At 65.7% G+C, this 12576-nt stretch carries 13 protein-coding genes; 5 read left to right on the top strand and 8 right to left on the bottom strand.

Annotated elements, in window-relative coordinates:
- Positions 1-168: 168 nt before the first annotated feature.
- Both LQR33_RS23995 and LQR33_RS23990 read right to left on the bottom strand, forming a co-directional pair.
- Positions 169-1647, bottom strand: a complete 1479-nt coding sequence (locus tag LQR33_RS23995; protein ID WP_231470742.1) for an EscC/YscC/HrcC family type III secretion system outer membrane ring protein — start codon at positions 1645-1647, stop codon at positions 169-171.
- Complete coding sequence (locus LQR33_RS23990; RefSeq protein ID WP_221665114.1) at positions 1644-2045, bottom strand: hypothetical protein; 402 nt, start codon at positions 2043-2045, stop codon at positions 1644-1646. Before LQR33_RS23990 ends, LQR33_RS23995 begins: the two co-directional genes overlap by 4 nt.
- A 273-nt stretch (positions 2046-2318) precedes the next feature.
- Here LQR33_RS23990 and LQR33_RS23985 point away from each other — a divergent pair, with 273 nt between their 5' ends.
- On the top strand, positions 2319-2957 hold the full coding sequence (locus LQR33_RS23985; RefSeq protein WP_166440852.1) for a two component system response regulator: 639 nt from the start codon (positions 2319-2321) through the stop codon (positions 2955-2957).
- 4 nt (positions 2958-2961) lie between these two features.
- On the opposite strand, the gene LQR33_RS23980 is transcribed toward LQR33_RS23985, so the two are convergent.
- From LQR33_RS23980 to sctR, 6 genes are read right to left on the bottom strand one after another with little or no spacing between them, the layout of a single operon-like run.
- Complete coding sequence (locus LQR33_RS23980) at positions 2962-5703, bottom strand: two component system sensor kinase (protein ID WP_231470740.1); 2742 nt, start codon at positions 5701-5703, stop codon at positions 2962-2964.
- An 11-nt stretch (positions 5704-5714) separates the two neighbouring features.
- The gene (locus tag LQR33_RS23975) at positions 5715-6431 is read right to left on the bottom strand and encodes a lytic transglycosylase domain-containing protein (RefSeq protein WP_231470739.1); all 717 of its coding nucleotides are present in this window, start codon (positions 6429-6431) and stop codon (positions 5715-5717) included.
- Positions 6415-7479 (bottom strand): EscU/YscU/HrcU family type III secretion system export apparatus switch protein, encoded by a 1065-nt coding sequence (locus LQR33_RS23970; protein WP_221666930.1) that lies wholly within the window; start codon positions 7477-7479, stop codon positions 6415-6417. The genes LQR33_RS23975 and LQR33_RS23970 overlap by 17 nt, the downstream gene beginning before the upstream one ends.
- Positions 7476-8255: a type III secretion system export apparatus subunit SctT gene (sctT, locus tag LQR33_RS23965; protein WP_231470738.1), complete on the bottom strand. Its 780-nt coding sequence runs from the start codon at positions 8253-8255 to the stop codon at positions 7476-7478. Before sctT ends, LQR33_RS23970 begins: the two co-directional genes overlap by 4 nt.
- Before the next feature lie 2 nt (positions 8256-8257).
- Positions 8258-8527 (bottom strand): type III secretion system export apparatus subunit SctS, encoded by a 270-nt coding sequence (sctS, locus tag LQR33_RS23960; protein ID WP_021475303.1) that lies wholly within the window; start codon positions 8525-8527, stop codon positions 8258-8260.
- A 10-nt stretch (positions 8528-8537) separates the two neighbouring features.
- A complete protein-coding gene (gene sctR, locus LQR33_RS23955; RefSeq protein ID WP_070981127.1) occupies positions 8538-9185 on the bottom strand; it encodes a type III secretion system export apparatus subunit SctR in 648 nt (215 codons plus the stop codon).
- A 238-nt stretch (positions 9186-9423) separates the two neighbouring features.
- Between sctR and LQR33_RS23950 the strand changes: the two genes are divergently transcribed.
- The 4 genes from LQR33_RS23950 to LQR33_RS23935 form a co-directional block, all read left to right on the top strand.
- Entirely contained in the window at positions 9424-9858 is a 435-nt protein-coding gene (locus tag LQR33_RS23950) for a type III secretion system chaperone (RefSeq protein WP_231470737.1), read from the top strand.
- A 14-nt stretch (positions 9859-9872) separates the two neighbouring features.
- Complete coding sequence (locus LQR33_RS23945; protein WP_231470736.1) at positions 9873-10988, top strand: hypothetical protein; 1116 nt, start codon at positions 9873-9875, stop codon at positions 10986-10988.
- Between the two features lie 171 nt (positions 10989-11159).
- Entirely contained in the window at positions 11160-11537 is a 378-nt protein-coding gene (locus tag LQR33_RS23940) for a type III secretion protein (protein ID WP_166440844.1), read from the top strand.
- On the top strand, positions 11524-12576 hold a 1053-nt coding region (locus LQR33_RS23935), incomplete at its 3' end, for an FHIPEP family type III secretion protein (protein WP_231470735.1). The genes LQR33_RS23940 and LQR33_RS23935, both read left to right, overlap by 14 nt.

The raw sequence follows: 12576 nt of genomic DNA, 5'->3' as shown, positions 1-12576 counted from the left end.
GTCGGCCGAGACTTCCAGCGTGGCGACGGCGCCGCCTTCCAGCGGCAGCGAGAGGTCGCTGTCGCCGCCGCCCACCGTAAACGGGCCGAGCGGCAAAAACAGCTCGCGTCCGGCCAGCGGGCCGTTAAGCAGCTTGAGCTTGAAACTGGCGTCCATGATCGTCTCCCCCTACAACTGCCGCGGCTCGGCCTTGATCAGGAACAGGCGCACCACATTGCGCTCGCTCTTGGTCGTGCTGCGGAACAGGCCGCCGATCAGCGGCAGATCGCCCAGCAATGGAATCTTGCGCACGCCCTCCACGCTTTCGTCCTGGACAAAGCCGCCCAGCAGCAGCGCCTGGCCCAGGTTGAGCCTGGCCTGGGTGGCGATCTCGGCGTTCTGCACCTGCGGCAGCGATTCGGCGCGGCTGATCGGCTTGTCCTGACGGCCATCCTGGATATTGAGCGTGAGCAGAACCTTGTCGCCGTCGGTTTCGTGGATCAGCCGCGGCGTGACGCGCATCAGCGCCCCGGCCGTCACCGACTCCAGCTTGGCGTTCTTTTCGCTCACCAGCTTGGTGTAGAAAGTGACGCTGCGGTCCAGCACCGCCTGCACATTGTCCAGCGTCACCACCGACGGGCGGGAGACGATCTTGGCCTTGGACTTCTGCTCCAGCGCGGAAAGCCGCAGCATGAAGTTGCCGGAGTTGGACACCAGCGACGAGAAGCTGTCGGACGCTAGGCCGCCGTCGCTGTTGAAGCTGACCGTCCCGCCGCCGATGCGGGCCGATCCGGACCAGTCGATGCCCAGTTCGTTGATGTCGGCGGCGTCCACGTCGATGATGGCCACCGATATCTCGATCAGTCCCGGGCGACGGTCCAGCTTGGGAATCAGATCGGCGTACAGCGGCATGTTCTTCTTGCGGTCGCGGACCAGCACCGCGTTCTGCCGCGTGTCGGCGGAGAACATCGGCAGCCCGCTGGCGTCGGCGGGCGCCGGCGTCTTGTTGTCGGGCAGCGGCAGCGCCCTGCCCTGCGCCATCTCGCGCAGCACCGACACCACGCCGGGCACCACCACGTTCTGGCTGCGGTAGGCGTAGCTGCTGTCCCCGGCGTTGGCGTATTTGAGCGGATAGATGGCGATGGTTTCCTTGTTCTGCTCCTGGTTGAGATTCTGCTCGTCCAGTTGCTTGGCCAATGCCGCCACCCGGGTCAGGCACACCGGCACGCCGTTGACCTGCAGCGCATTGGCGCCGCCCACCTGGCGCAGCCGGCAGGCGGCGCCGTCCAGCAGGCCGCTCTGGCGGATCAGCCCCTCCAGCTCCGTCCCGCTCAGATAGGCCGGCGTCAGCAGCGCCTGGTCCATCTCCTGCGCCTTGTAAACGTACAGCGTGTTGCCGTCGTAATACGGCAGCAGCTGATACAGCCGGGACAGCTCGGACAGCGCCTTGCCGCGCGGGCTGTCGCTCAGCTCCCCGGCATAGGCCTCCGTGATCCTGGGGCTGACCACCACCGGCAAGCGATAGTTGGCGCCCATGTCCTTCAACACCGAGGCCAGCGGCGTATTGCGGCTGGAAACGAAAAAGGGCTGTCCGCGCCAGGGAATGGGTTGGGCCGCAACGGCGCAGGAGGCCAGCGCGCCGGCCATCAGCAAGGGCAGGCATTTCATGCGTATCTCCCGGCAATGGGCAAAACAAGGGGGGGAGCGCGGTCGCGCCCGGCCAGCAGCGCCGCCAGTGCCAGTTGTTGCTTGAGCAGCAGGTCGAACTCCACCTCGGTCAGCCGCTCGGGAAAACGGCGCAACAGCCACAGGCTGTCGTCGGCCAGGTATAGGGCGTCGTCGCAGGCTTCCGGGGTGGAGGCCAGCAGCAGGCAGGCTTCCGGCGCTTGCGACACGGGCCGATCCAGGGTCAGCGCCACGGTCAGTCCCGCGTCGAAGCTGCGAGCGCGCGTCCGGTGCGCGCCCAGCATGCCGGTGGCGACCGACCCGGCGGCGGACCAGCGCGGCTGTGCCAGGCGCGCGGCCAAACTGCGCAATGCGGAATGGGGATCGAGTGCTTTTTTCATGCCCCCATGCTGCCAACAGGCGCTATCGTGAAATATCCGGCCTACACCTGAATTTCACGCCTAGCCTGTCCGTGGCTCGGCCGGGCGGGGTCGAAGGCGGCGGCATGCCGCGCAGGAAAAACGGCGGCTTGATGGTTCACGGATATAAACCTAATTGGGCATGTCAAAGAACTTATTAATGACTACGATCTGCCCCATAGGCTTATTGTGAATTCTGCAGCCGCAGAGAAAATTTCAATTAAAATTAACACTTTATTTACAAGGCCTAGCCAGATGAGTTCACTCCCCCTGCGCGTCCTTATCGTTGAAGACCACTCGCTGCTGGTAGACGGCGTCCGCTCTTTGCTGGCGGACCGGCCGCGTTACGAGGTTGTCGGGGCCGTATCCGATGGGCTGGCCGCCTACGAAGCCTGTCAACAGCTCAATCCGGATTTGGTGCTGCTGGATCTGGGCTTGCCAGGCATGGACGGCATCGATGTGATTCACCAGTTGCGCCGGCGTTGGCCGGCGCTGCGCGTGGTGGTGTTCACCGCGTCGAACGAGGAGCACCGCGGCCGCGCCGCGCTGACCGCGGGCGCGCTGGCCTATGTGCTCAAGCAGAGCCCGCAGCAGGTGCTGCTGGCCGCGCTGCAGCACGCGGCGCTGGACAAGACCTATATCGACCCCGCGCTCAAGCTGGAAACGCTGGACACCACCGAGCGCACGCTGGGAGAGACCCCGCTGACGCTGCGCGAGCGCCAGGTGCTGAAACTGGTGGCCGAGGGCCACCGCAACCGCGACATCGCCGAGCTGCTGTCCATCAGCCTGAAAACGGTGGAAACGCATCGCCTCAATCTGATGCGCAAGCTGGATGCCCACAACGCCGCGGAACTGAGCAACTGGGCCCGGCGGCTGGGCGTGCTGGAGTTCTGAGCCTCTACAACACGCTGTCTATCAATCTTCCCAGCGCCTGCCACGCGTCTTTGCGTAGTCCGGCTCCCTGCTGCAGCTGCGCCTCCCAGTGCTCCACCGCCTCGCACACCAGATGCAGCCCGGCCTGGCCCGCCAGCCCCTTGAGCGCGTGCAGCAGATCCAGGCTGGCCGCCTGATCCTGCGCGGCCACGGCGTCGCCCAGGCGCAGATAGCGCTGGCGCAAATCCTGCTCCAGCCGCCGCAGGAAATCCGGATCCCGCGCCAGGATGGGCTGGTCGCAGCCGGCGTTGGGCTCCAGCTCCATGCCGCGCGTCAGTTGCAGATCGGCGACGAAGTCCAGCATATGCGCCAGCATGGCCGGCGTCACCGGCTTGGTCAGATACTCGTTGAAGCCGGCGGCCAGCAGCCGCTCCCGTTCGCCCGGCTGGGCATTGGCGGTGAGCGCCACGATGGGGCAGTCCGGGTCCAGCATGCCGTTGGCCTCTTCGCGCCACAGCGCCGTCGTCTGTCCGCCTGACAAGCCGGGCATGCGCATGTCCATCAGCACCACGTCGAAAACATGCGAGCGCCCCAGCGCCAGCGCGTCCTCGCCGCTGGATGCCTCCATGGTGTGGTGGCCCTGCAGGCGCAGCATGCGCCCGACAATGTCGCGGTTGGTGTCCACGTCATCCACCACCAGCACCTGCAGCGACCAGACCGAAACCGGCACGTCGCCGTCGTCCAGCCGCGAGCCCGGCGCCCCGTCCGGGTCCAGCCACTGGCGCAGCCGCGCCGGCAAATACGCCAGCTCCGGCGCCTCCAGCATCGGGTTGGCGCCCGCTTCCGGCTGGTAGCCCCAGGCGCGCAATTGCTCATGCAGGCGCTCCGGGGCCACGATGGGACCGAGGTCCGGCACCATGTCGGCGCACACCTTGCCCAGCGGCAGCTCCAGCTGGAAGCAGGCGCCGCGGCTGGCCGGCGTCAGATACAGATCCCCGCCCAGCAAGCGCGCGAGGCTGCGGGCGATCGGCAATCCCAGGCCGCTGCCGGAAACATGGTTGTCCAGTTGATGGAAAGCGGAAAATACCTCGGTCCGCTTTTCTTCCGGTATGCCCGGCCCGGTGTCGTGGACGCTGAAATACACTCGTCCCCCCACGCTCCAGGCGCGCAGGACGACGCCGCCGCTCGAGGTGAACTTGACGGCGTTTCCCAATAGATTGATCAGAATCTGGCGCAGGCGCAGGCCATCGGTATGCAACTGCCGCGGGAAGCTGGTCGCCGCCTCGGTCTGCAGCGACAGCCCCTTCTCCAGCGCCTGCAGCTGCACGGTGAGCATGGCTTGGTCTATCAATTCCAACGGGTCCAGCAAGGCGGGCGTCACCACCATCTGCCCGGACTCGATCCGCGAGAAATCCAGCAAATTATTGATGATCTCCAGCAGGTGGCCGGAGCATTTCAGCGCGGTGTCCACCAGATCATGCTGGCTGGCGGTGCCGCCGGTGCGGTTGAGCAGCATCAGCGCGCCCACGATGCCGTTCAGCGGCGTGCGGATTTCATGGCTGATGCTGGTGAGCTGCTCGCTCTTGTTGGCGCTGGCGCGCTCGGCCCGGTACCTGGCCTCCTCCAGCGCCGTCGTGCGCTCGGCCACCTTGGCCTCCAGCTCGGCGTACTGCGCCTGCACCACATCCAGCAGACGGTTGTAGGCGCAGGCGATCTGCCCCAGCTCGTCCTCGCCCGCTTCCGGCAAACGCTGCTGCGCGCTGACATCCGCCTGGGGGCTGATGGTGCGGACGAAGTGGCTCAGCGTCCGGCCCAGGCTGCGCTGCAGCACCGCGTACAGCAGGCCGACCAGGGACACCAGCACCAACAGCGCCATCGGCAAGTGCCGGGGCAGCGCCGCCAATGCCCTGTCGGTCAGCACGTCCGCCGGATAGAGCAGCACCATGCGCCAGCCCGGCGGCTCCACATTGGTGCAAATGGCGCGCACGCCCTCCACCCGCCGCGAATACGGAACCACGCAATCCGGCAGCGACGCCGGCAAGCCGGGAGGCGTCCACGGCGGCAGCGGGGTCAGCGCCCGGCCCGCGCCATCCAGCCAGGCCAGCCAGCCCTCGTGCAGCACATCCAGCTTGTCCAGGCCGAAATTCATCGACAGCTGCACCGTGATGCCTATCAGGTCGTTGCTGGCGGAATCCTCTGCCGCCACCACCATACACCACTTCCCGCTGTACGACTGATAGGGGCGGCCCCAGAGTACGCCGTCGCGCACCGGCTGGCTGCGCAGGCTGCGAAGCTGGGACAGATGCCGCTGGCTTTCGATTTGGTGCTTGGGGCCATTGGCGCTGGACAGCGCGATGCCCTTGTCCATCACCACGAAGGTATTGACCAGATTGCCCAGGCCGCCGCTGCCGAAAGCCTCGACGAAGGCCAGCGCCCGCTCGACGCGCGGCGACGCGTCGCGGTTCTTCTCATCAAAAGGAATGTAATGGGCGCTCAGGTAATCACCGCTGCCCACATTCTCCGACAAGCTGCGCCAGCTGCTGAGCAAAGTGCGCACATCGCGCGACACGCCTTGCAGCTCGGCGCTCTCCTGCGCGGCCCGGTTGGCGGTTTGCGCCTCCAGCCGCTCCACCAGCTCGCGGCGCGTGTCTTGATAGTCCAGAAACAGGGTCACGCCGGTTCCCAGCAGCCAGAACAGCGCGATGGCGCCGCTGAGAACCAGGGACAGGCGAAACGGCAGCGAGGCGCGCCAGGGCAGATTGGGCATGCTGATCCTAATCAAAGTCGGGCCGCCGGAGACCGCGGGGAGCCGCCGGTGAAAAGCCGCCAGAATTGTCCCATGTCGCCGAGGCCGCCCGCGGCGCGGCGCGGCCGGCGAGGCGCGGATACTGGCGCGGCATCCGCCATCGGCGCCGCGTCCGCCTCGCCCTTCAGGCCGGCGTAATGGGCCATGACCTTGCGGACATAGTCCCGGGTTTCGGCATAGGGCGGAATGGCGTTGCCGTAGCGCGCCACCGCGCCCTCTCCCGCATTGTAAGCCGCCAGCGCCAAGTCCATGCGGCCGCCGAAACGATTCATCAGCCAGTCCAGATAGGCGGCGCCGGCCTGCAGATTGGCGCGGGGATCGTACAGCGCCGTCTGGCCGAAACGCGCCGCCGTGGCAGGCATCAGCTGCATCAGCCCCACCGCCCCCTTGCCCGACACCGCCTCCGGCCGGTAGGCCGATTCCACCTGCACCACGGCGTGGATCAGCATGGGGTCCAGCGCATGCTGGCGCGCCACGTCGTCTATCAACGGCCGATAGCGCTGGGCGGAAGAGGACAGCGGCTTCGGCGCAGCAGCGGGCTCCGGCCGGGCCGCCGGCGAAACCGGCAAAGCGGCGGCCGGCACGGCAGGCGGGGCGGTTTCGGCTGGCACCGCGTACCATTGCAGCGCCTCCGCGCTTGCCGGCGCGCAAAACAACAGCCACAGCAGGCCGCTACACAGCAGTTTCATCGTCATCCTCCTCTTGCAGACGGTCGCGGATCAAGCTCAACACCTGCGCCACGGCGGCGAACAACGGCTCGGGAATGTAGTCGCCGGGCCGGGTGGATGCCACCAGCGCGCGCGCCAGCGGCACGTTCTCCACCACCGGAATGCCCTGCGCCTCGGCCAGCGCCACGATGCGCCGCGCCATTTCGTCGCGGCCGTACTCCAGCACCTGGGGCAGCGGCGTGTCGTCGGCCTCGTAGCGCAGGCAGACGGCGATATGAGTGGGGTTGCGCACCACCACCGAGGATTTGGCCACCTTGCCGGCCAGGCTGCCGCTCTGCACCTCGCGGTGCAGCTCGCGCCGGCGCTGCTTGACCTCCGGGCTGCCCTCGGAATTCTTGAACTCCTGCTTGATGTCCTCGCGCGACATCATCAGCTGCTTGCGCAGCTGGTGGTGCTGCATTGCGTAATCCGCCACCGCGAACACTGCGGTGAAGGCCAGCAGCACCGCCCACATCCATTGCGCCATCTGCACGCACACCATCAGCCCGGCCTCCAGCCCGGCTTGCGGCAGATGAGCGAACGACGCGGCGTAGCGCTTGATCAGATAGGTGAAGGTCAAGCCCAGCACCCCGACCTTGAGCAGCATCTTGCCCAACTCGAACAGCGTGCGCGCCGAAACCATCTGCTTGATGTTGGACAAGGGATTAATGCGCTCGCCGGACGGCATCAGCGCCTTAGGCGCGAACAAGAAGCCCGACTGGATCAGCCCGACCAGCAGCAAGGCCACCGTCAGCAAGCCGGCCAGGCCGAAAACGAAGCGCAGCATCAGCGCCGCCACTTCGCCGACCAGCTGCGCCAGCGCCGCCTGCAGCGGCAGATTCGACACCGCCACCGCGGACGTCATCAGTCCGCCCAAGCCCCGCAGCAGCGCCGGCCCTTCCGCCACCAGCCACAACAGGATCAGCCCCAGCTGCGCCACCGCGGCGATTTCCTGGCTCTTGGCCACCTGCCCTTCTTCGCGGGCATCGCGTATCCGCTTGGCGGTGGGTTGCTCGGTCTTCTCGCTCACCGCCCCGGCTCCAGCACGCGCGCCAGGCCGCCGTCGAAGCGTTCAAAGCCGGCAATCACGTCGGACAGGCCGAACTGCAGGCCGATGATCAGCATCAACAAAGCCACCAGGCTCTTGATCGGCATCGACAGCGAAAACACGTTCAATTGCTGCACCGAGCGGTTGATCAGGCCCAGCGCCAGGTCCACCAGCACCATCATCACCAGCGCCGGCATGGCGAAACCCAGCCCCAGCGTGTACAGCAGCTGCCACTGCCGCTGCAGCAAAGGGATGAACTGGCTGGACCAATGCCAGCCCATGCCCGGCGGCAATTGCTGGTAGGAGGCGTACAGCGCTGACAGGAAGGCGTGGAAACCGCCCAACGCCATGAACAGCACCGCCGCCAATTGCGAAAACAAGGCACCCATCGGCGACGACTGCCCGCCGATCAATGGATTGAGCACGCCGGCCATCGACGCGCCGCGCAGCGTATCCAGCGCGAAGCCGGCCATGTCCACCGCCCAGAACGGGATGGCGGCGGAAAATCCCAGCAGCAGGCCGACGGCGAGTTCGCTGGCGAGCAGCAAGGCATAGGCGGCCGGCGCCTGGATCGGGTCCGGCAACGCCAGCGGCGCCAACAGCGGCAAGGCCGGCAAGGTGGCCATCAGCGCCAGCGCGTTGCGGATCAGCGCGCTGCCCAACATTGACGGGCTGAACAGCGGCAACAGCAGCATCGCCCCCAGCGGGCGCATCATCGCCGCCCCGAGCAACGGCCACCAGGGATTGAGCGAGTCCATGCTCAGCTTCCCATGCGCGAGATCAGATCGAAGCTGCGCTCGGCGTAGCGCAACAGCGCCTGGCCCATCCAGTGGTGGGTCAACGCCAGGGTGATGCAGGCCGCCACCAGCTTGATCAGAAAGGACACGGTCTGGTCCTGCACCTGGGTCAGCGCCTGTACCAGGCCAACCAAGACGCCGACCACGGACGCGACCACCACCACCGGCAACGACAGGATCAGCACCAGCCACAGCAACTCGCTGGCCAGTTGAACGATCTGGGCTTGTCCCATGCCTCTCTCCTCAGCGGTAGGACAGCAGCAGCTGCCCCAGCAGCCGGTCCCAGCCGCCCACCAGCACGAACACCAGCAGCTTGAACGGCATCGATATCGTCATCGGCGACACCATCATCATCCCCATCGCCAGCAAGACGTTGGAGACGATGAGGTCGATGGCGATGAAGGGCAGGAACAGCAGCAGGCCGATCTTGAACGCCTCGATCAGCTGGCTGACGGCGAAGGCCGGCATCAGCAGCAGCAGCGAATCGTCGCTCACCCGCGCGCGGACGGCTTCGGGCCAGCTTTTGCGCGCCGTGTCGCGGAAAAAGCGCAGCTGCGCCGGCGCCGCGTGCTTTTTCAGAAACTGGCGGTACGGGTCCAGCGTGTCGTCGGACAGCCGCGCCAGCAGGCTGGCCTGGGGCTGGGCCGGCGAAACCGCCAGCTTGTCCTGCACCGCCATCCCCACCGGCGTCATGATGAACAAGGACAGGATCAGCGCCAGGCCGTAGAGCGCGATGTTGGGTGGAATCTGCTGGATGCCCAGCGCGTTGCGCAGCAGGGAAAACACCACCGCCAACTTGAGAAACGACGTGCCCATCACCACCAGCAGCGGCAGCAGCGACAACGTCGCCAGCAAGGCGATCAGTTGTACCGGTTGGTCTGTGAGTGCCATGGTTGCGCTCCCGAGGAATCATGGCGCCCATTGTCTGCCCGAGTCGCCCCTGCCCCCATCAGGCCAACACCTGAACCCGGCGGCCAAGCATCGGCCCGATGGGCTTCGCCCGCTGGCATTTCCCGACACCTGCCTGGCTGGTCGTTTTGCCAAAGATCGTCACCTTTTGCCAAAGCAGCGCGTCGCCGGACCTCTCACCATGGCCATCGCCAGTCCAACCCATTTTTGAGAGCACGCAATGCAAACCCAACATCTGCTAGAGCAATTCGCCGCCGGCATCGGCATTCCGGGTGCCCGCTTCGATCATGATGGGCTATGCCAGTTGACCATCGACGGCGACTTTGACGTCGCGATCCGCCAAGACAGCGACGACACCCTGACGCTGATCGGCGTCGTCGCTCACGACTTGCCTCACGATCTTTCCCCTGCCATTCAAGCCGAGCTGTTGGCAGACGCGCTTAACCCGCTGAAAGGGGAGGCGCCCGGTCTGGGCATTGAAGCCCAAACCCGCAGCCTGCTTCTTTACTGGACTCTGGAAGTCGTCCGCAGCAGCCTGACGGACTTCCATGACCGCTTTTCGCTGTTCATCGAATCCATGCGCGACTGGCGAATGCGCCTGAGCCGGCACGGCGACGATCAGCCGCAGCCATCGCCTCACCACAATCTGGCCTGACAAGGAGACACCTCATGGAAGCCAAACTCTCCATTAAAATCGGCGGTCTGGGAGAAGTTAGCCACGCCGCGCAGTTTCCCGGCTTTGACAAAATTGGCCGGCTGGATATCAATGGCCAAACCTACAAAATCGAATACCACGGCGAACAAGCCAGCGCGCAACGCGATGCGAATCTCGGCGTCTGCTCCCGCCTGAAAGAATTCATCGTCTCCGCCGGAGAAGACGCCAGCCTGTTTTCGCATCGCGCGAGCCGTCTTGCCCAAGCTCTCCCGTTCAAGGCCGAACTGCCCAAGCCCGGCAGCGGCGAACCCATTCGCTGCGCGCTATACGGCGGCACGCATATTCGCGGGCAAATGAGTGAAAAGCTCACGCAGCTGCAAGTCACGCAGGACGTCAAACTCGAAACCATAGACGAGTACAACAGCGCGCTAGGAATCGCCTGGCCCCTCACGGTCGAGCGTTATTTCGACACCTTGGAGCGGATGGAAAACGGCACGCTCGCGGCCGGCATGGATCCCTCCGGTCTAGAGGCATTCGCGCGAGGCTATCCAGGCAACGCGCCCGCAGACCAGAAAATACAGTGGCAGCGCGATCGCTTGGCCGGCTGGACAGATTTTCTGCGCGACCACAGCGGCAAGTTGGATATTTTCAGCAAGCAGCGAGGCAAAAGCGATTCTGAGATTCAAGCTTTTCTCGCCAAGAACACGCCGCCGGCTTATCTGGAGGCATTACAAGATCCTCGCACGAAAAAAAACGGCGAAGGCGACTTCGCCACTTTCGCCAACCGGCTGGGACAACTCTCCGCGCTCCCGCGTCCCGAGCAAGGGCAGTTTCTCCAGGATCGCTTCACGCCCTTTGAACAGGACATCGTCGAGAAAGCGCTCAACACCGCCTTCTTCCGGCAGACCAGCAAACTGGGGCTGGAATACTTCCAGTCCTCAGGCGCCAAAATCGCCTTCGCATGGCAGGACTTCTCAGGAAAGGAAATGGCGGATAGCGAACTGCAACGCAAACCCTGGAAAACAGGCCAGACCCGGAGCGCCGACTTCAACGAACCCATCACGCTCTCAGAAATGCGCCATGTCGCGCGTCACGCCGAACTGGACGTCACCCGCTTCAAACTAGCCTGACCATCCTTGCGCCTCATGCCCGGCAATGACCATGCCGGGCATTTTTCCGCCCTCGTCCGACGCCGAAACATTCATTGCGCCGGCTCCCGGACAGACCTCAGGTCTTCACCGGATACTCCCTCCCCCCGCCCCTGCCGCAAGATGCGGCCATCAAGCATGAGGAAGCGCAAGATGGACCTTCAATGGCAAAGACAAACCGAGCTCTGGCTGCGCCTGATGGGTGAGAGCGCCATCCCGGCCGCGCTGCGGCTGTCGCTGCGCCAGGGGCAGGACGTGTTCTATCTGGAATCGCTGGATGGTCGGGCCCTGCTGTCGCTGGCGCGTCCGCTGCCGGAGGCCAGGCGCCGGCCCGCCCTGCTGCGCCTGCTGGCGCTGCTGCAGCCGGAGGCCGGCGACGGCGTTCCGCTGCGCGCCTGGCTGGCGCGCGGCTGCCTGTGGCTGGCCGCCACCATGCCGCGGGACAGCGGCGCCGAGCAATGGGCCCGGATTTCCCGCCAGCAGCGCCTGCTGCTGGACCGCGTCGCGGAGGGCCGCCATGAAGCTCAATAACTGGTTGCAAGGCCTGCAGGCGCGCCAGGACGTGGTGCTGGCCGCCATGCTGCTGCTGGCCATCTTCATGATGATCGTGCCGCTGCCCACGCTGCTGGTGGACGTGCTGATCGCCATCAATCTGGCGTTGTCCATCACGCTGCTGATGATGGCGGTGTATATCCGCGAGCCGATGGAATTCTCGGCCTTTCCCTCGGTGCTGCTGATCACCACCCTGTACCGCCTGGCGCTCACCATCAGCACCAGCCGGCTGATCCTGCTGCAGCACGACGCTGGCGAGCTGGTCTACACCTTCGGCAACTTCGCCGTCGGCGGCAATCTGGCGGTGGGTCTGATCGTGTTCGCCATCATCACCATCGTCCAGTTCATCGTCATCACCAAGGGCTCGGAACGCGTGGCCGAAGTCAGCGCGCGCTTCTCGCTGGACGCGATGCCCGGCAAGCAGATGAGCATAGACGGCGACATGCGCGCCGGCATCATAGACGCCGGCCAGGCGCGGCAGCAGCGGCTACTGGTGCAGAAGGAAAGCCAGCTCTACGGCGCGATGGACGGCGCGATGAAGTTCGTCAAGGGCGACGCCATCGCCTCCATCATCGTCATCCTGGTCAACATCTTCGGCGGCATCGCCGTCGGCGTGTTCATGCATGAGATGAGCGCCGGCGAAGCCGCCGCCACCTACGCCATCCTGTCGGTGGGCGATGGCCTGGTGGCCCAGATCCCGGCGCTCTTGATCTCCATCGCCGCCGGCATCATCGTCACCCGCGTGCCGGGAGAAACCCGCCGCAACCTGGCGCAGGAGCTGTCCTCGCAACTGATGCGCCAGCACCAGGCCTTGTGGATCGTGGCGGCGGTGCTGGTGCTGTTCTCCTGCCTGCCCGGCTTCCCCGCGCTGGTCTTCCTGCCGATGGCCGCCATGGTGGCCGCCGGCACCGCCTGGGTGACCCGGCGGGCCAAGCACAGCGAGACGGCTGGCGGCTTCGGCGGGGACGCCGGCAGCGGCGGCCAGGATGCCGGCGACGCCGCCATGCCGCCCCCGGTC

The organism is Chromobacterium piscinae (genome assembly GCF_021129175.1).
GTDB classification, from domain to species: Bacteria; Pseudomonadota; Gammaproteobacteria; order Burkholderiales; family Chromobacteriaceae; genus Chromobacterium; species Chromobacterium piscinae.
Note: the sequence above shows the minus strand (reverse complement) of the source record. Positions and strands in the feature narration are given on the sequence as shown.

What these genes read in the sequence shown, in the direction of transcription:
- LQR33_RS23995 (WP_231470742.1), bottom strand. Translation starts at nt 1,647, where the DNA reads ATGAAATGCCTGCCCTTGCTGATGGCCGGCGCGCTGGCCTCCTGCGCC.
- LQR33_RS23990 (WP_221665114.1), bottom strand. Translation starts at nt 2,045, where the DNA reads ATGAAAAAAGCACTCGATCCCCATTCCGCATTGCGCAGTTTGGCCGCG.
- LQR33_RS23985 (WP_166440852.1), top strand. Translation starts at nt 2,319, where the DNA reads ATGAGTTCACTCCCCCTGCGCGTCCTTATCGTTGAAGACCACTCGCTG.
- LQR33_RS23980 (WP_231470740.1), bottom strand. Translation starts at nt 5,703, where the DNA reads ATGCCCAATCTGCCCTGGCGCGCCTCGCTGCCGTTTCGCCTGTCCCTG.
- LQR33_RS23975 (WP_231470739.1), bottom strand. Translation starts at nt 6,431, where the DNA reads ATGAAACTGCTGTGTAGCGGCCTGCTGTGGCTGTTGTTTTGCGCGCCG.
- sctT (WP_231470738.1), bottom strand. Translation starts at nt 8,255, where the DNA reads ATGGACTCGCTCAATCCCTGGTGGCCGTTGCTCGGGGCGGCGATGATG.
- sctS (WP_021475303.1), bottom strand. Translation starts at nt 8,527, where the DNA reads ATGGGACAAGCCCAGATCGTTCAACTGGCCAGCGAGTTGCTGTGGCTG.
- sctR (WP_070981127.1), bottom strand. Translation starts at nt 9,185, where the DNA reads ATGGCACTCACAGACCAACCGGTACAACTGATCGCCTTGCTGGCGACG.
- LQR33_RS23950 (WP_231470737.1), top strand. Translation starts at nt 9,424, where the DNA reads ATGCAAACCCAACATCTGCTAGAGCAATTCGCCGCCGGCATCGGCATT.
- LQR33_RS23945 (WP_231470736.1), top strand. Translation starts at nt 9,873, where the DNA reads ATGGAAGCCAAACTCTCCATTAAAATCGGCGGTCTGGGAGAAGTTAGC.
- LQR33_RS23940 (WP_166440844.1), top strand. Translation starts at nt 11,160, where the DNA reads ATGGACCTTCAATGGCAAAGACAAACCGAGCTCTGGCTGCGCCTGATG.